This is a genomic window from Lentzea kentuckyensis (assembly GCF_002150765.1).
In the GTDB taxonomy this organism is placed as follows: Bacteria; Actinomycetota; Actinomycetes; order Mycobacteriales; family Pseudonocardiaceae; genus Lentzea; species Lentzea kentuckyensis.
Window position 1 is genome coordinate 1 of sequence record NZ_MUYM01000053.1, and the last position, 20,745, is coordinate 20,745.

General features: G+C 69.1%; 21 protein-coding genes. 9 read left to right on the top strand and 12 right to left on the bottom strand.

Annotated elements, in window-relative coordinates:
* The coding region (locus tag B0F77_RS24190) for an MMPL family transporter (protein ID WP_158102807.1) at positions 1-1,179 on the top strand (1,179 nt) is incomplete at its 5' end.
* Here B0F77_RS24190 and B0F77_RS24195 read toward each other — a convergent pair.
* From B0F77_RS24195 to B0F77_RS24210, 4 genes are all read right to left on the bottom strand, one after another.
* A complete protein-coding gene (locus tag B0F77_RS24195; RefSeq protein ID WP_086665266.1) occupies positions 1,176-1,529 on the bottom strand; it encodes a DUF6292 family protein in 354 nt (117 codons plus the stop codon). The genes B0F77_RS24190 and B0F77_RS24195 overlap by 4 nt on opposite strands.
* A gap of 85 nt (positions 1,530-1,614) precedes the next feature.
* Positions 1,615-2,571, bottom strand: coding sequence for a sporulation protein (locus B0F77_RS24200; RefSeq protein WP_086665267.1), 957 nt, complete (start codon positions 2,569-2,571; stop codon positions 1,615-1,617).
* A 28-nt stretch (positions 2,572-2,599) separates the two neighbouring features.
* Positions 2,600-3,631, bottom strand: coding sequence for a hemolysin family protein (locus B0F77_RS24205; protein WP_086665268.1), 1,032 nt, complete (start codon positions 3,629-3,631; stop codon positions 2,600-2,602).
* Positions 3,628-4,869, bottom strand: a complete 1,242-nt coding sequence (locus B0F77_RS24210; RefSeq protein WP_245848588.1) for a hemolysin family protein — start codon at positions 4,867-4,869, stop codon at positions 3,628-3,630. The genes B0F77_RS24205 and B0F77_RS24210 overlap by 4 nt, the downstream gene beginning before the upstream one ends.
* A 98-nt stretch (positions 4,870-4,967) precedes the next feature.
* Between B0F77_RS24210 and B0F77_RS24215 the strand changes: the two genes are divergently transcribed.
* Together B0F77_RS24215 and B0F77_RS24220 are read left to right on the top strand one after the other, a co-directional pair.
* Positions 4,968-5,372, top strand: coding sequence for a helix-turn-helix domain-containing protein (locus B0F77_RS24215; protein WP_245848589.1), 405 nt, complete (start codon positions 4,968-4,970; stop codon positions 5,370-5,372).
* A 41-nt stretch (positions 5,373-5,413) separates the two neighbouring features.
* Positions 5,414-7,168: a dihydroxy-acid dehydratase gene (locus B0F77_RS24220; protein WP_211293979.1), complete on the top strand. Its 1,755-nt coding sequence runs from the start codon at positions 5,414-5,416 to the stop codon at positions 7,166-7,168.
* Here B0F77_RS24220 and B0F77_RS24225 read toward each other — a convergent pair.
* The 5 genes from B0F77_RS24225 to B0F77_RS24245 all read right to left on the bottom strand — a co-directional run bounded on the left by B0F77_RS24225 (position 7,149) and on the right by B0F77_RS24245 (position 12,431).
* The gene (locus B0F77_RS24225) at positions 7,149-8,732 is read right to left on the bottom strand and encodes a hypothetical protein (protein WP_086665271.1); all 1,584 of its coding nucleotides are present in this window, start codon (positions 8,730-8,732) and stop codon (positions 7,149-7,151) included. The two genes, B0F77_RS24220 and B0F77_RS24225, sit on opposite strands and share 20 nt — an antisense overlap.
* Positions 8,733-8,834: 102 nt before the next feature.
* Positions 8,835-9,359, bottom strand: a complete 525-nt coding sequence (locus B0F77_RS24230) for a class F sortase (protein ID WP_245848590.1) — start codon at positions 9,357-9,359, stop codon at positions 8,835-8,837.
* A complete protein-coding gene (locus B0F77_RS24235; protein WP_143466877.1) occupies positions 9,359-10,102 on the bottom strand; it encodes a DUF4397 domain-containing protein in 744 nt (247 codons plus the stop codon). Before B0F77_RS24235 ends, B0F77_RS24230 begins: the two co-directional genes overlap by 1 nt.
* A gap of 433 nt (positions 10,103-10,535) precedes the next feature.
* Positions 10,536-11,285: a hypothetical protein gene (locus B0F77_RS24240; RefSeq protein WP_086665273.1), complete on the bottom strand. Its 750-nt coding sequence runs from the start codon at positions 11,283-11,285 to the stop codon at positions 10,536-10,538.
* Positions 11,286-11,309: 24 nt separating this feature from the next.
* Entirely contained in the window at positions 11,310-12,431 is a 1,122-nt protein-coding gene (locus B0F77_RS24245; protein WP_086665274.1) for a GAF domain-containing protein, read from the bottom strand.
* Between the two features lie 118 nt (positions 12,432-12,549).
* Here B0F77_RS24245 and exaC point away from each other — a divergent pair, with 118 nt between their 5' ends.
* From exaC to B0F77_RS24265, 4 genes are read left to right on the top strand one after another with little or no spacing between them, the layout of a single operon-like run.
* The gene (exaC, locus tag B0F77_RS24250; protein WP_086665275.1) at positions 12,550-14,073 is read left to right on the top strand and encodes an acetaldehyde dehydrogenase ExaC; all 1,524 of its coding nucleotides are present in this window, start codon (positions 12,550-12,552) and stop codon (positions 14,071-14,073) included.
* Positions 14,073-14,423, top strand: a complete 351-nt coding sequence (locus B0F77_RS24255; RefSeq protein ID WP_086665276.1) for a DUF779 domain-containing protein — start codon at positions 14,073-14,075, stop codon at positions 14,421-14,423. The genes exaC and B0F77_RS24255 overlap by 1 nt, the downstream gene beginning before the upstream one ends.
* A 10-nt stretch (positions 14,424-14,433) precedes the next feature.
* Positions 14,434-15,288 carry a hypothetical protein gene (locus B0F77_RS24260; protein ID WP_086665277.1) on the top strand — a complete coding sequence of 285 codons (855 nt, stop codon included), beginning with the start codon at positions 14,434-14,436 and terminating at the stop codon, positions 15,286-15,288.
* Complete coding sequence (locus B0F77_RS24265; protein WP_086665278.1) at positions 15,285-16,115, top strand: hypothetical protein; 831 nt, start codon at positions 15,285-15,287, stop codon at positions 16,113-16,115. The genes B0F77_RS24260 and B0F77_RS24265 overlap by 4 nt, the downstream gene beginning before the upstream one ends.
* Here the strand turns inward: B0F77_RS24265 and B0F77_RS24270 are convergent.
* The gene (locus B0F77_RS24270; protein ID WP_143466878.1) at positions 16,103-16,684 is read right to left on the bottom strand and encodes an acetoacetate decarboxylase family protein; all 582 of its coding nucleotides are present in this window, start codon (positions 16,682-16,684) and stop codon (positions 16,103-16,105) included. The two genes, B0F77_RS24265 and B0F77_RS24270, sit on opposite strands and share 13 nt — an antisense overlap.
* Before the next feature lie 83 nt (positions 16,685-16,767).
* Between B0F77_RS24270 and B0F77_RS24275 the strand changes: the two genes are divergently transcribed.
* Entirely contained in the window at positions 16,768-18,039 is a 1,272-nt protein-coding gene (locus B0F77_RS24275) for an alpha/beta hydrolase family protein (RefSeq protein WP_086665280.1), read from the top strand.
* On the opposite strand, the gene B0F77_RS24280 is transcribed toward B0F77_RS24275, so the two are convergent.
* Entirely contained in the window at positions 18,009-18,854 is an 846-nt protein-coding gene (locus tag B0F77_RS24280; RefSeq protein ID WP_086665286.1) for an alpha/beta fold hydrolase, read from the bottom strand. The genes B0F77_RS24275 and B0F77_RS24280 overlap by 31 nt on opposite strands.
* A gap of 73 nt (positions 18,855-18,927) precedes the next feature.
* Here B0F77_RS24280 and B0F77_RS24285 point away from each other — a divergent pair, with 73 nt between their 5' ends.
* Complete coding sequence (locus B0F77_RS24285) at positions 18,928-19,320, top strand: SgcJ/EcaC family oxidoreductase (RefSeq protein WP_086665281.1); 393 nt, start codon at positions 18,928-18,930, stop codon at positions 19,318-19,320.
* 266 nt (positions 19,321-19,586) lie between these two features.
* On the opposite strand, the gene B0F77_RS24290 is transcribed toward B0F77_RS24285, so the two are convergent.
* Positions 19,587-20,630, bottom strand: coding sequence for a chitinase (locus B0F77_RS24290; protein ID WP_086665282.1), 1,044 nt, complete (start codon positions 20,628-20,630; stop codon positions 19,587-19,589).
* Positions 20,631-20,745: the final 115 nt, after the last annotated feature.

Consider the following 20,745-nt stretch of genomic DNA (forward strand, 5'->3'; position numbering starts at 1 on the left):
GGCCGCCGGGTGCTGACCCGCAAGGAACGCGCCGCCACCGACGTGGAGCCGAAGGACCGCGGCGTCATCCGCGGGTGGGCCGGTGCGGTCACCCGCAACCGCGTCGTCGCGCTGCTGCTGTCGGTCGTGGCACTGGGCATCGTCGCCATCCCGGTGGCGTCCATGGACACCACGCTGATCCAGAAGCCGCCGGCGAACTCCACCCAGGAGCGCGCCGACCAGATCCTCGCGCAGGGCTTCGGCGAGGGCTTCAACGGCCCGATCATCGTGCTGGTCGAGGGCAACGGCGCCGCCGCGACGGCCACCAAGGCCGCCGAGCCGATCGCGAAGATGTCCGACGTCGCCCTGGTGACCCCGGCCAGGCCGAGCCCGGACGGCAGCGCCGCGATGGTCACCGTGATCCCCAAGTCCGGCCCGGACAGCGTTGCCACCGAACAGCTCGTGGCCGACCTGCGCGCCGAACTGGCCAACCTGGACGGTGGCAAGGCGTACGTCACCGGCGCCACCGCGGTGAGCGTCGACGTGGCCACGTCGCTGGACCGCGCACTGCCGATCTACCTCGCGGTCGTCGTCGGCCTGGCGCTCGTCCTGCTGATCCTGGTGTTCCGCTCGCTGCTGGTGCCGCTGGTGGGCGTGCTCGGCTTCCTGCTGACCATCGGCGCCTCCCTCGGCGCCACGGTGGCGGTGTTCCAGTGGGGCTGGCTCGCCGGCGCGGTCAACCTCGACAGCACCGGCCCGCTGATCAGCCTCACGCCGATCCTGGTGATCGGCATCCTGTTCGGCCTCGCCATGGACTACCAGATCTTCCTGGTGTCCCGGATGCACGAGGCGCACCACCGCGGTGCCAAGCCGATCGAGGCCATCACCACGGGCTTCCGCCAGGCCGCCCCGGTCGTCGTGGCCGCCGCGCTGATCATGTTCTCGGTGTTCGCCGGCTTCGTCCCCGCGGGCGAGGCGACCGTGAAGTCGATCGCGTTCGCCCTGGCCGCCGGCATCTTCGTGGACGCCTTCGTGGTCCGCATGGTGCTGGTGCCGGCCGCGCTGGCCCTGATCGGTGAGCGCGCCTGGTGGCTGCCGAAGTGGCTGCGGTGGCTGCCGGAGCTCGACGTCGAGGGCACCGCGCTCGACCAGCTGTCCCCTGCCGAGCAGGAGAAGCGGGAGCCGGTGGCGGTCGGTTAACCCACCCTGCGTGCCAGTGGCCGGTCCGCTTCGTGGGCCGGCCACTGGTCTGTCAGCAGCCTGCGGACCCAGCGCGCCACCGTGCGCGGCGGCGGTTCCACCGCCCCGCCCAGCTGCGCCACCACGGTCAGTTCGGCGCCACCGGGTTCCTCGACCGCGATCGCCCATCCGCGGCGCTCGGTCCACAGCAGCGCCACCAGGCACTCGGGGTAGCCGGGCAGCCTGCCGTCCACCGCGATGTAGACCCGCAGCGGCTTGTCGCGGTCCACACATGACGATTCACCGCTCAAGCCGAGCTCTCTCGTGACTCGCAGTGCGTAGTCGAGCACAAGCGTCTTCAACGTCGTCACCGTCCTCCATCCACCGGGGCAACAACGCCGACTGCTTGACGCACGACGCGGTTACCCCGATGGAGGAAGTCCGAACCTCAGCCGTTCACTCGCCGCCGAAGTCGCCGAAGTCCTCGAACGCGTCGTCCATCATCTCGCCGACCACCATGCCGCCCACGACACCCGCGGCACCGGCCGCGACGACGGTGCCCATGCCCATACCGCCGCGGCCGTGGTGACCACCGGTGTGGCCGCCGTGGTGTCCGTGCTGGTCGTAGCCGTACATGGCGCCACCGCGCTCCGCCACCTGCGCCAGCCAGCCGTTGATGGAAGTCGCCCAGTCGGCCGCCTGAGCCTCCTGGTGCGACAGTCGGAAGTGGCCGAACGCGTCACCGCCCGACGAGAACATCCCGCCGCGCTTGTCGGCTTCCAGGATCACGAACAGCTCGTGCGGTGACGCGACGAACGTCAGCTCCACCTGCTGGATCCGGCCCGCGAACTGCGCGGGCGGGAAGAACTCGATCTCCTGGTAGAAGCCGAGCTCCTGCGGCACGCCGTGCAGGCGCCCCGCCTCGACGTCGGCGCTGCGGAACGAGAACCCGAGCTGCCCGAACGCGTTCAGCACCGCGTCCTGCGAGGGCAGCGGGTGGACCAGCACCGGGTCGAGGTCGCCCTTGTCCGGCGCACCCGCGATCACGAGCTCGGTCCGCACACCCACGGTCATGCCGGGCAGCTGGCCGCCGCCGACCGCCGTGATCGGGGTCTCCCACGGGATCGGCAGCTGGAACGGGATCGCGACCAGCTGGCCGGCCCCGACCCGCACGCCCTGCTGCACGACGACCCGCAGGAACTCGGAGACACCGCCGTACTCGTGGTCACCGTGCTCGACCTCGACGCGGGTGACGAGCGACAGCACGACCTGGCCGATCTCGGCGTCCGCGCTGCCACCCTGGATGCGCACCTGCCCGGTGACGAGCTGGCCGGGCGTGGCGTGCGGCGAGTCCAGCACGGTGTCGACCGACGGGCCGCCGACGCCGAAGGCGCTGAGCATCCGCTTGAACATGTTGCGTTTCCTCCCTGGGAAACTCCGGTCAGCGGACGCCGACCGGACGGGTGTCGGTTTCGTCCTCGAAGTCGCCGATCAGCTCTTCGAGGAGGTCTTCAAGTGCCGCGATACCAACAACTTCGCCGTCTTCGACCAACGCGAGCTGGGCACGTGCGTCCCGCATCTCGGTCACGGCCCGCGCCACCGGCAGCGACGCCGGCAGCGTCAGCACCGGGCCCATCAGCCCGCGTGCCTTCGGGTCCTCGCCGCGTGCCGTGGCCCGCATGGCCTCGCGGATGTGCACCAGTCCGACATAGGCGCCGCGCAGGTCGGTGACAGGGAAGCGCGACCGTCCACACTGGAGGCTGCGCCGCTCGATCGCCCGCGCGGTGGTGTGCTCGGTGACGGTGGAAACCCGATCGATCGGCACCATCACCTCCCGCACGGTCGTGCGCTGGACCTGCAACATCCGGGTCAGCAACCGTTGCTGGCCCTCGGGGATCAGGCCGTGTTCCGCGGACTGCCGCAGCAGCATCCGCAGGTCGTCCGGCCGGTGCGCCTGCGCCAGCTCGTCCTGCGGCTCGACCTTCATCAGGCGCAACAGGCCGTTCGACACCGCGTTCAATCCACTGAGGAGCCAGCGGACCGAGCGGGCGAACGCGCGGAACGGCAGTGCCAGGATCAGCGCGGACCGCTCGGGGTGCGCGATGGCCCACGACTTCGGTGCCATCTCGCCGACGACCATGTGCAGGAACACCACCAGCACCAGGCTGATCGCGAAAGCGATGCCGTACGCGAACGCCTCCGGCAGACCGGTCCACCGCAGCGCCGGTTCCAGCAGGTCCGCGACGGCCGGCTTGGCCAGCGCGCCGAGACCCAGCGTGCACAGCGTGATGCCGAGCTGGGCACCCGCGAGCATCAGCGACAGCTCGCGGACACCGGCCACGGCGGCGCGCGCCGCCCGTGAGGTTTCGGCGGCCTGCTCCAGCCGGTGCCGCTTGGCCGCGATCAACGCGAACTCGGCGGCCACGAAGAAGCCGTTCAACGCCAGCAGGACAACGGAGATCGCGATGCTCATCGGGACAGCACCACCATTCCGGGAACGTTGCGCGCGACGGTGGTGACCACGAGCTTCACGCCGCCCATCTCGATCTCGTCGCCGGCCTCGGCCACCCGGCCCAGCTGGTGCAGCACGAGGCCGGACACGGTGTCGTACGCGTCGTCGGCGGGCAGTTCCACACCGGTGACGTCCTCGACCTCGTCCAGCCTCATGCGGCCGGGCACGCGCCAGTCGTCGCCGACCTTCTCGATCATCTCGGCGACCTGGTCGTCCTCGTCGTGGATCTCGCCTACCAGTTCCTCCGCCAGGTCCTCCAGCGAGACCACGCCGGCGAACCCGCCGAACTCGTCGACCACGCAGGCGAGCTGACGGCGTTCGGCACGCAACCGTTCGAGCACCGCGGGCAGCGGCAACGTGCTCGGCACCACCAGCGCGGGCGAGGCGATCTTCTCGATCCCGGTCGAGGCACGGTCCTCCGGCGCCAGGGTCAGCACCTCGGCCAGCCCAACGACGCCACGCAGGTCGTCGCGATCGTCACCGACCACGGGAAAACGCGAGTTCCCGGTGTCCAGCAAGGAGATCACGCGCGCGGCGGGCTCGTCGAACCGTACCGTGTGGACGTTCACCCGCGGGGTCATCGCCTGTTCCGCGACCAGTTCGCGGAAGCCGATGCCGTGCTCCAGCAGCCGGGTCAGCTCGGGGTCGAGGTGTCCCCGCTCCCCCGCGTCCTCCACGATCTGCCTGAAGTCCTCCGGCGTCGCGCCCTGAGGCAGTTCCTCGACGGGCTCGATGCCGATCGCGCGCAGCAACCGGTTCGCGGCCGCGTCGAACAGCCGGATCACCGGACCCGCGATCTTCAGGTACACCAGGGTCGACGCGCTCAACGCCAGCGCCAGCTGTTCGGGCCGCGCGATCGCGAGGTTCTTCGGCAGCAGCTCACCGAGCACCATCTGCACGAAGGTCGCGAAGGCCAGCGCGATCACCATGGAGCCCGGCACGCCCAGGCCGGCACCGAGCAGCGGCTCGGCCACGTAACCCACGAGCAGCGCCGTCAGCGTGATGCCGAACTGGGCACCGGACAGCATGAAGGAGAGCTTCTGAGTCACGCGGTACGCGCGGTCGGCGGCCTTGGACCCGGCCTCCGCCAGCTGCTGCAGACGGCCGCGATCGACCGCCATGTACGCGAACTCCTGAGCAACGAAATAGCCCGTGGCGACAGTCAGCACCACGATGGCGAGCAAGCCGGACGCGATCAACAAGACGCACCCGGCCACGTACTACAGCCGTCTATGTCGGCTTCATCAGGCATACTCCAACAGTAGCACGTAGCACTGTACGGTTCTGGAGACGGGAGGTGCCTGATTTGTCCGACTCATTGCTCAAGATCGGCGAACTCGCCGCCCGCGCCGGCGTCAGCATCCGCACGGTCGACTACTACACGACGCTGGGCCTGATCAGCCCCGCCCAGCGCACCGCGGGCAACTACCGCCTCTACCGCTCCGACGACGTCGAGCGCATCCACCTCGTGCAACGCCTGGAGGTCCACGGCCTGCCGCTCGAAGACATCGCGCGGGCGTTCGCGGCGGGCCCCGCCGACACGGCCGCGGTCCTCGGCCAGATCGACACCGACCTGCGCACGCTCCAGGCCGCCGCCGACGCCGCCTCGCCCGAGATGCACGGCCTGCTCACCGTGATCGCGAACCGGGTCCACTCGCTGATCACCATCGCCCTGCAGCTGCCACCAGACCTGCCGCTCTAGCCGTGGTGCCGCTCTAGCCGTGGTGCCTCGACAGCCGGGAGATGACGTCGTCATGGCCTAGGGTCGAAGATCTCGAAGTCCGAGGAGGCGCCGTGACACTTCGCAGCGAGCACTGGTACGCGGGTCAGGACCGCAACGCCTACATCCACCGGGCCTGGATGCGCCGAGGCGCTCCCTCCGACGCGTTCGCCAAACCGCAGATCGCCATCGCCAACAGCGCGTCCGACCTCACCCCGTGCAACGCGCACCTGAACGAGGTCGCCGCGTCGGTGTCGAACGGCGTGCACGAGGCGGGTGGCGTCCCGCTCAACCTCCCCGTGGTGTCGCTGGGTGAGACCAACGTCCGGCCCACCGCGATGCTGTGGCGCAACATGGCGGCGATGGCCACCGAGGAGATGCTGCGCGCCAACCCGGTCGACGGCGTGGTGTTGCTCGGCGGGTGCGACAAGACGATTCCCGCGCTGCTGATGGCCGCCGCGTCCGTCGACATCCCCGCGGTCGTGGTGCCCGGCGGTCCGATGCTCACCGGCACGTTCCGCGGCGTTCCGCTCGGCTGCGGCACGGACGTGTGGCGGCTGTCGGAGGAGGTGCGCGCGGGCACGTTGTCGCAGGAGGCGTTCATGCGCTCCGAGTCGGCGATGATCCGCAGCCGCGGTCACTGCAACACCATGGGCACCGCCTCGACGATGGCGCTGGTCGCGGAGGCGCTCGGCACCGTCGTCCCCGGCGTGGCGGGCACTCCCGCGCCGGACAGCAGGCTGCTGGAGGCCTCGCACGGCACCGGACGGCTGATCGTCGAGCTGATCGAGAAGGACCGGCGCCCCAGCACGTTCCTGACGAAGGCCAACTTCCACAACGCGATCGTCGCGCTGGCCGCGATCGGCGGGTCGACGAACGCCGTGGTGCACCTGCTCGCCATCGCGGGCCGACTCGGCATCGACCTGACGCTGGACGACTTCGACCGCATCGGCTCCGGCGTACCGCTGCTGGTCGACCTGCAGCCGGCGGGCCGGTTCCTGATGGAGGACTTCCACCGCGCGGGCGGGTTGCTGGCCGTGCTGCGGGAGGTTCGTGACCTGCTCGACCCCGAAGCCTTGAGCGTCACCGGAATTCCCCTCGTCGACCACCTCGACGACGCGCCGATCTGGGATCCCGAGGTCATCCGCAGCCGGACCGAGCCGATCATCGCCGAGGGCGGGATCGCGGTGCTGCGCGGCAACCTGGCGCCGTCCGGTGCGTTGATCAAACCGGCCGCCGCGTCACCGAACCTGTTGCAGCACCGCGGGAAGGCTGTGGTGTTCGACAGCATCGAGGACTTCCACGCTCGCATCGACGACCCGGACCTCGATGTCGACGCCGACAGCGTGCTGGTGCTGCGCGGCTGCGGGCCGCGCGGGTATCCCGGCATGCCCGAGGTGTCGAACATGCCGTTGCCCAAGAAGTTGCTGGAACAGGGCGTGCGCGACATGGTCCGGATCTGCGACGGACGCATGAGCGGCACCGCGTACGGCACGGTCGTGTTGCACGTGGCACCGGAGGCGGCGGCGGGTGGGCCGCTCGGGCTCGTCCGCACCGGTGACGTCATCGTGCTGGACGTGGAGAACCGGCGGATCGACGTCGAGGCACCGGACTTCCTGGACCGCTCCCCCAGCCAGGAGATGACCGAGGCGTTCGCCCGGCCCGCACGCGGGTGGCAGCGGCTCTACGTCGACCACGTGCTGGGTGCCGACACCGGAGCCGACCTGGACTTCCTGGTCGGCTCCAGCGGCAGCGAGGTCACCCGCGAGTCGCACTGACCCGACCGGCACCGAGCCGGTCGACGACCTGCGCCTCGTACAGCGACTCCGGCACCAGCGGGCCGGTCTTGATCTCGATGCTGCCCCACGGACCGGGGAAGTACGCCTGTGAGCGCCGCGTGCCCTCGTCGGACACGGCGTAGTTCTGCGCGGTCGGTGGCTTCTGGACGACGATTTCCTTGTTGTAGTCCCAGATCACCGAGTGCGCGGCGCCCCAGCCGTGCGAGGTGCCGTAGTCGCCGCGGTTGATCAGCTTGGCCTGGTTGCCACCGCTGAGCTCCCTGATGTTGTCGAACAGCAGGCCCTGGCTCCACCGCCGGTGCGCCTCGGCGTCACCACCGTCCACAGTGGCCCGATGCCACACCACGCCGGCCACGGAGTTCGCGCCGTTGCTGACGAACGCGTGTCGTGCCTTCGCCGTGTGCAGGCCAGTGAACAGGATGAGGTGCGAGTTCTCGTTCGCGGCGAAGTTGTACATGCGGCCACCTGTGCGGATCGCGACCGGGTCCGTGGCTTGCGCGTCCTGCACGGTGATGCGCACGGACCGTTCGGTGACCACGCCCGCGTAACCGAAGTAGCGGGTCTTGACCGATCGCACCCAACTGTTGTCCGCGCCGAACGCACCGATGGCGTTCCACGCGTGGTTCTCGTCCTCGCCGCCCTTGGTCTCGATGTCGACGCGCAGACTCTCAACTCCAGACTCGGTGACGAGGTTCCGCGCGGTCACCGGCGCGACTGTGGAGGTCGTCAGCGACCGGTCGAGGTGGTTGTAGATCGGCGCGTCGAACGTGAGCCTGCGGCCGTCGATCGCCCTGATCCAGCGCACCCAGCGCAGGTCCATGGATCCGGGCGTCCACCTGGCGTCCTGCACCACGCCGCCACCGCCGACCGCGTCGATCCACTTCTGCGACGACGGGTGCCGGACGACGACCTCCTGGCCGACCCGGAACGCGGTGACGTTCGCGACCTCCAGACTCAGCGACCCGACCTGCACGAACGGCGTGGTCACCTCGGTCGCCGCCCCGGTCGTCCACGGGGTCCTGGCGTCGCTGCCCAGCACCACGATCGTGCGCTGGTGCGGGGTGTCGCCGCGGCCGAACAACGTGGTGGCATCACCGGATCCGCGCAGCACCACACCGTTGTGCCTGATCCGCACGGTGCCGCGGATCTCGTACCGGCCGGCCGCGAGCTTCACCGCGCCGCGATGGCCGTTCGCGTCGGGCGTGCGGGCGCCGACCTGGTCGAGCGCTTTCTGCAGGTGCGCGGTGTTGTCGCCGGACACCGGACTGATCGTGACGACGTCGGGCACGGCCGGCAGCGGCTTCTCGCCGTGGTGGTAGCCGACGTAGCTGAAGTCCGGCACGCGGTTGCGCGCCGAGTCGGAGGCGTACTTCAGGCGTCCGGCCGTGTCGTAGGAGACGTGGGCGGACGACCACTGACCTGTCTGAGGCGCTGGTGGGTACTTGCCGCAGAACTCCTGCCAGCACGCGGGCGCCGCCTGCGCCACCGGGGTGAGACCGCTGAGAAGAGCCAGCGTGGCAAGGACTTTCGCCGATCGGGACACTTGCACTGCTCCTGCCGCGTCAACGTGGAAGGCGGCAGATGGAGCAAGCGTAGCGGGTCACGCGGCACGGACCGGCCCCCGACATTTCGCCGGGCCGGACCGTCAGACTTTCAGCACGGCTTCCACGATGACGTTGTTGCGGTAGCTGCCCGCGACCCGGTCGAAGTCGCCGCCGCACGTCACCAGCCGCAGCTCGGACAACGGCGTCGGCGCGTACACCGCGGCCGTCGGGAACGCGGTCTTCTCCGTCGAGTACGTGTGGTTCACGACGAACGTGAGCTTGCTGCCGTCCTTGCGCTCCACCAGCACCTCGGCGCCGGGCTGCAACTCGGGCAGCCGGAAGAACACGCCCGGCCCGGTCTTCGAGTCGACGTGCCCCGCGATCACCGCGGGCCCGGCGTCGCCCGGCGCGACCCCCTTGGCGAACCAGCCGGCCTTGTCCGCGCGGCTGGGCGGTTCCAGCGCCCCGGCACCGTCCACCTTCAACGCCTCGAGCGACGTGTCGACGCCGATCGACGGGATGAGCACCGTCACCGGTTCCGGCGCCTTCTCCGCGCCGGGATCCTTCACGATGTAGATCAGCGCGACGATGATCACCGCGCCCATCACGAGCTTGCCCTTGCTCATCAGCCGAACCGGAACAGCCTGCCGCGCACCGAGAACATCGCGACCCCGACGATGAGCGCGATGACCAGCGCGGTCAGCCAGTCCCAGCCTCCGGCCATGCCGCCGAACCCGGTCTCCTGCCCGCCACCGGGCACGACCTCGGCCCCCTTGGCGTCGGTCCGCAGCTCGATCCGCCGCGCGCTCACCAGCATCGAGTAGACCCCGCCGGGTTCGAGCACGACGTCGAGCGACGTGGAGTCCTTGCCGCGGGGCAGCACCTGCAGCGGATCCTTGCCGGGCAGCATCACCACGTACCCGGTCGTCGAGTTCGCCTGCACGTTGCGGTGCACGAACACGCTGCCGCGCAGGAGGTCCATCTCCGCGTCACCGGCGTTGATCACCCGCAGCCGCGCCTGCCCGTTCGGCGGCAGGCTGACGTCGTCCTCGAGCACCTTCATCGACGACGCGATGTCGAGGACGGTGTACGCCTTCCCGGTCGCCGCCCTGGCGAGCACGGACCGCAGCACCGGCGAGCCGGGATCGGCCCCGGCCGTGCGGAACTCGACGATGTGATCCCCCGGCTCGACCCGCCGGTAGTCGTAGAGCTCGGCGTAGTCGAGGGTCCCGAGCTTGACCCCGTCGAGGGTGGCGTCGACGCGCGCCTGGTCCATCGAGAAGTGCCCGAGGCGGACGTACGTGCCAGTCGCGGCGTGCGCGGGCGCGGCCGAGAGCAGCAACAACAGCACAACAGCGAGCACTCGCACGCGGACCTCCCCTCACCGGACGCAACAACGATAACCCGCCTGATCAGCATCCAGTGAGGTCCGGCCGCCCGCCGGGACGTGACGGTGGGCGGCAGGACGCCTCGACAGCGGCCGCGGCACGGACCGCCGACGGTTCGCGGGCGCCACGCCTGCACATTCCAGCGGTTCGGCTCGCGGCCGTTCCGGTGTCTCGACCACGAACACCTGCTCGTGCTGCCGTGAGCGACCACGTGGCTGCGGCGCCCCACGCGTCTTCCTCATTGCGCGGCGAAGATGACCATGGTTTTGTGACACCTCCCTCGGGGACGGAAATAACTACTAGAGGGAGCAGGGCTCGAATCAGGCCACTGTTCACCCGTTCGGGCTAACGGCGGGCACCGCGGTGGGTCGTAAGCGGCCGGAGTGCGGACCGGCGTCCGATGTGGACCCCGCGTCAGCTCCGCTGATACTGGTCGGTGACGTCGACGCCGTTCGGCAGCACCGCGAAGAGGTCGACCGGCGTGCGCTGCGACACCATCTCGCTGCGGTGCTGCCGTTTCAACCGGTCCCTGGCGACGGAGACCTCCTGGCTCGGCCCCGACAGCACGAGCACCGGCACCGCGCCCTGCGCGACGTGCGCTCCGACCCGGTGGACGTTGCCCCGCCCGAACTTGAGCACTTTCCCGTACCGCACCAGGTAGAGCAGGTTCGCCTCACCTCGCGAGTGCTTGAGCTGCTGCACCTCACCGGTCTCGTCGTTGCTCCCCCAGGTGCCGTGCGACCTCGTCAGCCACCGGAACCCGGTCCAGGGCAACCCGTGCACGTCGGTGGCGAGCACGGTCCAGCCGGGCTGGACGTACTTGGCGAGCCGGATCTTCACCGTCAGTGCGGCGATGAGCTCCGAGTTCTCCCGCCAGGTGCCGTCGAGCTCCAACCGGTGCGCGATCTTCTGCACCGCCGGGTCCGGCACCGACCTGTCGTCCAGGCACACCAGGCACCTCGTGCGCCAGCCGATGCCGCACGAGCGCGCGACACCGCACCAGCCGCACTGGTGGATCTGCACCGGGGCGCCGCCGGGGCGGTCGTGCAGCAACTTCATCTGATCGGACACAACCTGCTGGCACGGCGCGCACAAAGCACACCACGCGACCTCGGCGACCTCTTTGCGCGGCAACCGGGTCATGCAGTTGATGCACTGCTTCACTTCGCCCTCCCCCTGTGGGAAAGCCTATTCCAACGCCCTTCGCAGGCGCGAGGAGACAAGAGCGTGACGAGGATCCACGGCCGGAAGGAGCAACCGGAGCCGTTCGAGCACCTCGGCGTCCTCGCCGCTGTCCGCGAACGACAGCAGCGCGTCGAGATCTCCCCGCTCCAGCACGCCTCTGCGCACCGCGGCGGCGAGGTCCAGACGCTCCTCGCGGATCACCGGTGCGTCCGAACGGGGCAGCAGCTCGCCGTGGTAGTGCCGGGTCGCCTTGCCCGCGTCGCCGGACCTCAACGCCGTCCGCACGTCCAGGAAGTCGCCACGCACCACGGCATCGAGCCGGTACGGCCTCGTCAACAGGACACCACCGAGCTGCGCACGCAGCCGATGCAGCTCCGCGCGGACCGTGGTCTGGTTCCCTCTCTCACCATAGAGCAACAATGCAAGTTGTTCGGCGGTGAGTCCCTTGGGGTGCAGGGCGAGTGCTGTCAGGACCTCCGCGTTGCGCAACGTCAGCGCCATCGGCCGGCCGTCGAGATCAGCGCGCAGGCCGCCGAGGAAGTTCAACGTCAGCACGTGCCGGCGTGGGGCGAACTGCCGCAGGTGGTGCTCAGCCAGTCGTGCGGCGGCGGACACGAGCTGCGCGACGGCCGGGTGCATGGTCCTCAACGGCCCGCTGACGTCGACGACGCCCAGCAGCAGACCCGTGTGCGGGTCGCGGATCGGGCTCGCCGCGCAGGTCCAGCCGTGGTAGGTGCGCACGAGGTGTTCGCGGGAGTGCACGGTGACGGGCTTGCCGGTCGCGAGTGCGGTGCCCATCGCGTTGGTGCCGATGGCGTCCTCGCTCCAGCGCGAGCCTTCGGTGAGGTGGACGCGTTCGGCGTTGTGCCGCACCCCGTTGTCGCCCTCGCACCACAGGACGTGGCCACCGGTGTCGGTGACGATCATGATCGTGTCGTCCATCGACAGGGTGTGCTTGAGCAGCGGCACGGTCGCCGCCAGCGGGTGCGCGACGCGCAGGTCCGCGATCTCGTCGGGCGCGTAGACGACCGGCGCCTCGTGACGGTCGGGATCGACGCGCGCCGCGAGAGACCGTTGCCACGACTCGGCGATCACCGGCCGCGTCGCTTCGCCGAGGTCCGTCACCTCCCCAGGATGACTGGCCTTCTGGACCCCCGCGTTACTCCTTTCGGATGCAACGTGCGTGAAACGTCGCACTACCTAGCGTCGCCACCGGTTTCGCAACGATGCGGGAGGCAAGCCCATGGCGAAGTACGCGGCCCCAGGACAACCCGGCAGTGTGGTGACGTACCGCGACCGGTACGACCACTTCATCGGAGGCGAGTACGTGCCGCCCGCCCAGGGGCAGTACTTCGCCAACCCCACCCCGGTCACCGGTGAGGACTTCACCGAGATCGCCCGCGGCACCGCGGACGACGTCGAGCGCGCCCTGGACGCCGCGCACGGCGCCGCGCGGTCGTGGGGCAAGACGCCGGTCGCCGAGCGCGCGAACGTGCTCACCAGGATCGCCGACCGGATCGAGGCCAACCTCGAACTGCTCGCCGTCGCCGAGACGTGGGAGAACGGCAAGCCGATCCGCGAGACGCTGGCCGCCGACCTGCCGCTCGCGGTCGACCACTTCCGCTACTTCGCGGGCGTGATCCGCGCGCAGGAAGGCGGTATCTCGCAGATCGACGAAGACCTGATCGCGTACCACTTCCAGGAACCGCTCGGGGTCGTCGGCCAGATCATCCCGTGGAACTTCCCGCTGCTCATGGCGACCTGGAAGCTCGCGCCCGCGCTGGCCGCCGGCAACGCGGTGGTGCTCAAGCCCGCCGAGCAGACGCCGGCGTCGATCCACGTGCTGATGGAGCTCATCGCGGACCTGATCCCGCCGGGCGTTCTCAACGTGGTCAACGGTTTCGGCGTCGAGGCGGGCAAGCCGCTCGCGTCGTCGCGCCGGGTGGCGAAGGTGGCGTTCACCGGCGAGACCACCACCGGCCGGTTGATCATGCAGTACGCCAGCGAGAACATCATCCCGGTGACGCTGGAGCTCGGCGGCAAGTCGCCGAACGTGTTCTTCTCCGACGTCGCCAACGAGCGGGATGCCTTCTACGACAAGGCTCTCGAAGGTTTCACGATGTTCGCGCTGAACCAGGGCGAGGTGTGCACGTGCCCGTCGCGGGCGTTGATCCAGAGCTCCATGTACGACCAGTTCCTCGGTGACGCCCTCGAACGCACGCGCGCCGTGAAGCAGGGCCACCCGCTCGACACCGCGACGATGATCGGCGCGCAGGCGTCCAACGACCAGTTGGAGAAGATCCTGTCGTACATCGACATCGGCAAGCAGGAAGGCGCGAAGGTGCTGACCGGCGGCGAGCGCGCGGACCTCGGCGGCGAGCTGTCCGGCGGCTACTACGTGACGCCGACGGTCTTCGAGGGCGACAACAAGATGCGGATCTTCCAGGAGGAGATCTTCGGGCCGGTCGTCGCCGTGACGTCGTTCGACTCGTACGACGACGCCATGAAGACCGCCAACGACACCCTCTACGGCCTCGGCGCCGGCGTGTGGTCCCGCGACGGTTCGGTGGCCTACCGCGCCGGCCGTGACATCCAGGCGGGCCGCGTGTGGGTGAACAACTACCACGCCTACCCGGCGCACGCGGCGTTCGGCGGCTACAAGCAGTCCGGCATCGGCCGCGAGAACCACCGTGTGATGCTCGACCACTACCAGCAGACCAAGAACCTGCTCGTCAGCTACTCCCAGAACGCCCAGGGCTTCTTCTGATGCCCCGCGTCGCACTGACCAGTGAGGCGGCGGACGTGCTCCGCCGCCTCCGGGGCGACCACGGCGAGCTGATGTTCCACCAGTCCGGCGGCTGCTGCGACGGCTCCGCCCCGATGTGCTACCCCGCCGGGGAGTTCCGGACCGGCTCGTCCGACGTGCACCTCGGGGATCTGGAGGTGGACGCGTTCGTCGTTCCCGTGTGGATGTCCGTAGCGCAGTTCGAGTACTGGAGCCACACGCACCTCACGATCGACGTCGTACCCGGTCGTGGGAGCGGTTTCTCGTTGGAAGCACCAATGGGGTTACGTTTTCTCGTGCGTTCACGGCTGCTGAACGAGGACGAGCTCTAGCATCTGGCGCATGACCGTCCAATGCGGATGCTGCGGAGCCGAGATCTCTTCTACGGACCGCATCGACTACCGGTTGAACCGCCCGGAGCAACTGATCGGCGTGCCCGGCGAGCAGCTCGGTGCCCCGACAGGCGGGCTGCTCGTCGGACCGGACGGCGACTCCTACCTCCGTTGCCTGCTCCCGGTTCGGCTGACCGGCGGAACCGAGCTCGTGTTCGGCGCGTGGATGAAAATCAGCAAAGTCGACGCGATGTACGCGCACGCCGTGTGGGACAACGACGCGGAATACGCGAATCTGCGCGTGTGCGGCACGTTCGCGAACATCATCAGGCCGTGGGATCTGCTCGGCATCCCGGTCGAGGCCGCGGTCCTCAACGCGGACGAGCTGCCCTACTTCACCTCGCACCCCGTGCTGAACGGCGAGTGGGACCGCGACGAGGTGCTGTGCCGCATCCGGCAGCCGTTGCCGGTCCCCGTCCGCGAGACGCTCGGCGAGGTCTGGACCATCGAACGCAGCGAGGGCATGCGCTGCGTGGTCGAGGGCCTCACCGTCCGGTTCTCGAGCCCAGGCCGCAAGGTGAGCGTCGACGTCTACGCCGACCGCACCGGCGGCAGCCCGAGCGACCTCCTGGGCGCGGTGCTCGACGGCTACCCCGCGAGCGCCGAGCACTCCGTCACGCACGACGGCGACGAGCTGCGGCACGCGTTCTGGCTGAGCGAGGTCATCGACGGCCACGAGGAACAGGTGTTCCACGGGCACGTGGTCCGCCGCGGCACGATGCTCTCCGTGCGCTGCGTGCACCGCTACCCGGCAGACCGCGCGTGGGCGCAGCACGTGCTGAACAGCGTCCGGTACATCGGATGACGGCCTGCCACTGCTGCGGCGCCGAGATCGACGAGTCCGGTGCGCTCGACCTGAACCTCGGGCTGCCTCCGGGCGCGGAGGGGTTCGAGCCCCTGGCCGGCGGCAACGTGCTGCTGTCCGGTGACGCCGCGTTCGCCCGGTGCGTGCTGCCCGTGGAACTGACCGGCGACCTGGACCTGTGGTTCGGCGCGTGGATGCGGGTGAGCGCGGCCGAGGCGCGGCGGGCAGCGGCCGTCTGGGGCGGCCCCGAGTACGCGTCGCTGCGGCTGACCGGCACGTTCGCACACGACATCAAGCCGTGGGACGACCTGCACGGCGCTTCGGTCGTCGCCGAGGTCCGCGAGCCTGATGAGCTGCCCGAATACGTCTCGCACCCGTTGCTCGGCACGACCTGGGACCGCTCCTTCGTGCTCAGCGCGTTCCTGGTGGAGCTACCGGTCTCGATCCGGCAGAAGCTGATCGGCACGTGGAGCATCGAGCGCACCGCCGGCCTCACGCCGCACCTCCTCGACGACGGCCTGCGGTTCGCGGGTCCGGGCCGCACGGTGTTCCTGGACGTCCGCCGCGCTCAGGGGACTCCCGCCGCCCGGTTGCTGGAGATGGCCTTGGACGGCGCGCCCTCCGTGCCGGCTGACCAGCAGTTTCTCGTCCGCGACGGGGTCGAGTTGCGGCACGGTCTGTGGCTCACGACGGAGGCGGGGCAGCACGAGTTCTACGGGCACGTCGCGCGGTTCGGTGAGCTTCTGCTCGTGACGTGCGTTCACGACGATCCGGCAGACCACGCGTGGGCGCGGCACGTGCTGAACAGCGTCCGCTACCGGTCCTGACCGAACGTCAGCCGCATGTCCTTCATCGTGAAAGTGACCAGCGGCGTTCGTCCCGTCAGGTAGCCCAGCGGGCCGCCTGCCGGGAACATCCACGCGGACCTGGCCAGGCCGACCCGCCCGGACATGCGCATCCGCGTGCGCACGTCGCGACCGTCCAGGCGTTGCGCGGTCCAGCCGTTCGCCTTCCAGAGGCCCGGCAGCTCCAGTCCGCTCGTCACCGCGACGGCCGCGATCGACGAGCCTTCACCGAATCGGGCGAGGTGTTTCGGGATCCCCCACATTTCCCGGCCGCCGTCCCGGGACGCCTCGCTGTCGACCCAGATCTGCGGCACCGACACCGCGATCCCGCCCCGGTCCCACACGGGCGTGGCGACGAGCAGTTCCTCGTAGGTGAGCGCGCTGCCCGGTTCGTACGTCACGAACGCGACGGCCACCAAAGCGTTGCCCGCCAACGTGATCATCCGCGCATCGGACGGGAGGTGCTCCTGCGGCAGGTGCCGTCGTGGCACCCGGAACAAGGAGATCGCGAGGGATCCCCGCATGTGCCACGGCTCTGCTGGGTACCGCACGCCCACGATCGTAACGTCAGGGAAATCCCAAGTTTGTGCGAGTGACCTGGACCACTAGTCGAGGTGGACTCACGATTCCCGCCATGAACGTTCTGCTGGCATTCGCGCTCACCGCGAGTCTCACGTCGCCGGTGCACCTGCCTCCGACCGCACCGTGCCCGGAGAACGTCCCGGCCGGCACCACCTGTTACGAGGGCCGGGACGCCAACGGCGCGTACTACACGATCGCCGTGCCGAAGAAGTGGAACAAGACGCTCGTCGTGCACTCGCACGGCGGCCCCGACCTGGGCGACCCCACACCCGAGCGCACGCGTGACGACCTGAACCGCTGGGCCGTCATGGTCAAGGAGGGCTACGCGTGGGCGGGCACCTCGTACCGGCGCGGTGGTTACGGCACGCGGATGGCGGCCGAGGACACCGACAACCTGCGCAGGATGGTCAGCGCGATGCTCAAGCCGCACAAGGTGTACCTACACGGGCAGTCGTGGGGCGGCAACGTCGCGGCCAAGACCATCGAGCTGTACCACGGTTATGACGCGGCGCTGCTCACCAGCGGCGTGCTGGCCGGCGGCTCGCGCGGGTACGACTACCGCGTCGACCTGCGCGTGGTCTACCAGTACTACTGCGGCAACCACCCGCGGCCGTCCGAGGTGCAGTACCCGCTGTGGCAGGGCCTGCGTCCCGGTTCCACGATGACCACAGCCGGGCTGCGCACCCGGATCGAGGAATGCCTTGGTGTCGCGGGCAGCCGCACGCCCGAGCAGCAGCAGAAGCTCAACGACATCCTCGCGGTGACCAGGATTCCCGAGGAAACGCTGAACTCGCACCTGAACTTCGCGACGTTCACGTTCCGCGACATCGTGCACAACCGCCTGGGCGACCGAAACCCGTGGAGCAACGCGGGCGTCGTCTACCAGGGCTCACACGACGACGCCGCCCTGAACGCCGGTGTCGAACGTTTCGCCGCGGACCCGGCGGCCCGCGCGGAGCTGGCCTACGACAGCGACCTCACCGGCAAGATCGACATCCCGGTGCTGTCGGTGCACGCGATCGGTGACCCGACGGCGTTCGTGGAGCACGAGTCGGCGTACCGCGACACGGTGCTCAAGGCCGGCCGTTGGTACAACCTCGTGCAGACCTTCACGACCGAGGCGACGCACTCCGCGTTCAGCGACTCGGAGTACGCCGCGGCGATGCAGTCGCTTGCGGCGTGGGAGAAGTGGGGTCAGCGCTCGAACCCCTTCCTGATCGCGGCTTCCTGTCCCAGCCACGACCGGAAGTACGGCACGGGTTGCTTCTACAACCCTTGGTACAAGCCGAATTCCTACGAATCTCGGGTCACACCGCGCACCTGATCGGTTGAGCCGGCAAAAGTCCGCACGAGGTCCAGCACCGGGCCGGGCGCGTCCAGCTGCACGAGATGGCCGGCGCCCGGCACCAGGTGCAGGTCGGCACCAGGGATCGCGGCGGCCAGCTCCTCGCCCTTGGCCGCCGGAATCCACTCGTCGTCCGCACCCCAGCACACGGTCACCGGGATCGCGATGTCGCCGTACCGGTGCTGGATCTCATCGGTGTAGCGCTGGTCGTTCTGCGCGATCTGCCGGTAGAACGCCGGCTGGCCGGCCGCACCGGTCCACGGCCTCACCAGTTCGTCGAGCGCCTCGGGAGCGAGCCCGGGCTTGCTGGCCGAACTCACGTACTCAAGCACCAGCGCCGTGTGCAGGTTGCCCGGCAACCGTTCCAGCACAGCGGAATGCTCCTGCACCAGCTTGAAGAACGGCGACCCCCACGGCGCCAGCGCGACCGGATCGAACAACGCGAGCGCGGCGTATTCCGCACCGTGCAGCAGGTGTGCGCGCAAGGCAACAGCGCCACCGAAGTCATGAGCCACCACGTGTGGCCGGGCAAGCCCCCACTCCCCCAGCAGGTCGGCGAAGATCCGCCCTTGCGCGCGCAGCGAGACGTCCTGTTCCGGCCCCATCTCGGAACGGCCGTAGCCCAGCATGTCCCACACGAACACTTCGTGGTCGCGGGCCAGGTCCGCGGCGATCGCCCGCCACACGACCGAGCTGAACGGCGTGCCGTGCAGGAGAACCACCGGCGGTCCCGCACCGAGCCTCGCCCAGCGCACCACACCGTCCGGGGTGACGAACTCCTCGGGAAGGTCCATCAGCCCCACGCTACCGAAGATCGTTGCGTGGCGCACACCCCTTGACCTCCACCATGGTCGAGGTACCACGATCATGACCATGACACAGGACATCACCGAGATCGAGAAGCTCGTCTCCACCGTTCAGCACGCCCAGCAGAACGAACTCCCCGAGGAGTTCATCGACCTCTTCCGCGAAGACGCCATCTGGACCACCGCGCACGGCAAGCGGTTGTTCGGACGGGACGAGATCGCCTCCTTCACCCGCCAGGTCCTGCCCGGCGCCGGTGCGGAGGCGCTCGCCACCTACGAGGTGTCGCACGTGCTGTTCATCCGGCCGGACGTGGCCGCCGTGAAGATCCGCCAGCGCCGGATCGCACCCGACGGCACCTACCTCGACGAGGCCGAGGGTTCCCCGCTGTACGTCCTGTCCAAAGAGGACGGAACGTGGCGGATCGTCGCCGGGCAGAACACCAAGGTGCTCTAAGCACCTGACCAGAAGTCTTGTCCGAAACCTCACGACTCGTTGATGCCGAGCGCGCCTGCAAGTACCACCAACTCTTGATCGAATCGCCCTCAACTACACCCAACCGGTTCGTCACCCGACGAACCGTCGCCGTGTCCTCCGTCCAGAACCGCCCTGTTGGTAGTAGAAAAATGCCTGTTGATGTTGAGTTGGCGGTACTTGCAGACGCCATCAGGCCGAACGGGCGTCCGTCAGGCGAGTAACGGACACAACTTCTGGCAGCCTGCTTAGCGGCCCTGCAGCGACTTCACCTTGTCGCCGAAGGTCCAGTTCTTCGAGCCGTCCCAGTTGATCGACCAGGTCATCAACCCCTTGAGCTGCCCGCCGAAACTGTTCCAAGCCTGGCCGACCAGCGACGGGCCCAGGTAACCGCCACCGGCGCCGGGCTGCGCGGGCAGCCCCGGCACCTGCTTGTCGTAGGGCACCTTGATCGTGGTGCCCTGCACGACCAGCCCCTTGTTCAGGCACTGCGTCTGGGCGACGAAGCCCTGCACGGTGCCGGCCTGGTAGCTGTCACCCGCGCAGCCGTACATGGAACCGTTGTAGTACTGCATGTTCAGCCACCAGAGACGGCCGTTGTCCGCGTACTTCTTGATGATCGGCAGGTACGCGCCCCAGATCGACCCGTACACGATGCTGCCGCCCGTCACGTACGCGGTCTCCGGCGCCATGGTCAGCCCGAACCCACTCGGCATCGCGGCGAGCACGCCGTCGATGATGCGGATCAGGTTGGCCTGCGAGGCGGACAGCTGGCTGATGTTGCCGCTGCCCACCAGGCCGGTCTCGATGTCGATGTCGATCCCGTCGAAGTTGTACTTCTTCAGGATCGGCACAACCGTGGCCACGAACCGGTTGGCCACGGCCGTGGAGCTCAGGTCGATGCCCGCCGCAGCGCCACCGATCGACATCAGAATCGTGGCCCCGGCCGCCTTCGCCGCACACATCTCGGCGGGCGTGGCGACCTTGACGCCGGCGTCCATGCCGTCCTCCCACAGCACCGTGCCGTCGGAGCGGATGACGGGGAACGCAGCGTTGATCACGTTGTAGCCGTGCTGCTTGATGCGGCTGTCGGTGATCGGCGTCCAGCCGAACGGCGGATGCACCCCGTTCGAGGCGCCGTCCCAGTTCTCCCAGTACCCCTGCAGGACCTTGCCGGCCGGGCGGGGTTTGAGGGCGCAGGTGTCGGCTGCCTGTGCGGTGGACGGGACTAGCACGGTGCTCATGAGCAGAAGCAGGGCGGTCAGTGCCCTCGGCAAGAAGCGGGCAGACATTCGCTCACCTTTCGCTTACAGGCGGCGACCCTTTGTCATTGAAGCACGAAATGGTCCAGACCTCTACTGGGCGGTGGTGCGGGCGTTTGCAGGTCGGGGACGCGCGAAGCCGGGC

Bases quoted from the DNA above. Each gene is read 5' to 3' on its own strand.
- B0F77_RS24220 (WP_211293979.1), top strand. From the start codon at position 5,414: ATGACGTCGTCATGGCCTAGGGTCGAAGATCTCGAAGTCCGAGGAGGC.
- B0F77_RS24280 (WP_086665286.1), bottom strand. From the start codon at position 18,854: ATGGACCTTCCCGAGGAGTTCGTCACCCCGGACGGTGTGGTGCGCTGG.
- B0F77_RS24275 (WP_086665280.1), top strand. From the start codon at position 16,768: ATGAACGTTCTGCTGGCATTCGCGCTCACCGCGAGTCTCACGTCGCCG.
- exaC (WP_086665275.1), top strand. From the start codon at position 12,550: ATGGCGAAGTACGCGGCCCCAGGACAACCCGGCAGTGTGGTGACGTAC.
- B0F77_RS24285 (WP_086665281.1), top strand. From the start codon at position 18,928: ATGACCATGACACAGGACATCACCGAGATCGAGAAGCTCGTCTCCACC.
- B0F77_RS24290 (WP_086665282.1), bottom strand. From the start codon at position 20,630: ATGTCTGCCCGCTTCTTGCCGAGGGCACTGACCGCCCTGCTTCTGCTC.
- B0F77_RS24255 (WP_086665276.1), top strand. From the start codon at position 14,073: ATGCCCCGCGTCGCACTGACCAGTGAGGCGGCGGACGTGCTCCGCCGC.
- B0F77_RS24265 (WP_086665278.1), top strand. From the start codon at position 15,285: ATGACGGCCTGCCACTGCTGCGGCGCCGAGATCGACGAGTCCGGTGCG.
- B0F77_RS24205 (WP_086665268.1), bottom strand. From the start codon at position 3,631: ATGAGCATCGCGATCTCCGTTGTCCTGCTGGCGTTGAACGGCTTCTTC.
- B0F77_RS24200 (WP_086665267.1), bottom strand. From the start codon at position 2,571: ATGTTCAAGCGGATGCTCAGCGCCTTCGGCGTCGGCGGCCCGTCGGTC.
- B0F77_RS24230 (WP_245848590.1), bottom strand. From the start codon at position 9,359: ATGAGCAAGGGCAAGCTCGTGATGGGCGCGGTGATCATCGTCGCGCTG.
- B0F77_RS24260 (WP_086665277.1), top strand. From the start codon at position 14,434: ATGACCGTCCAATGCGGATGCTGCGGAGCCGAGATCTCTTCTACGGAC.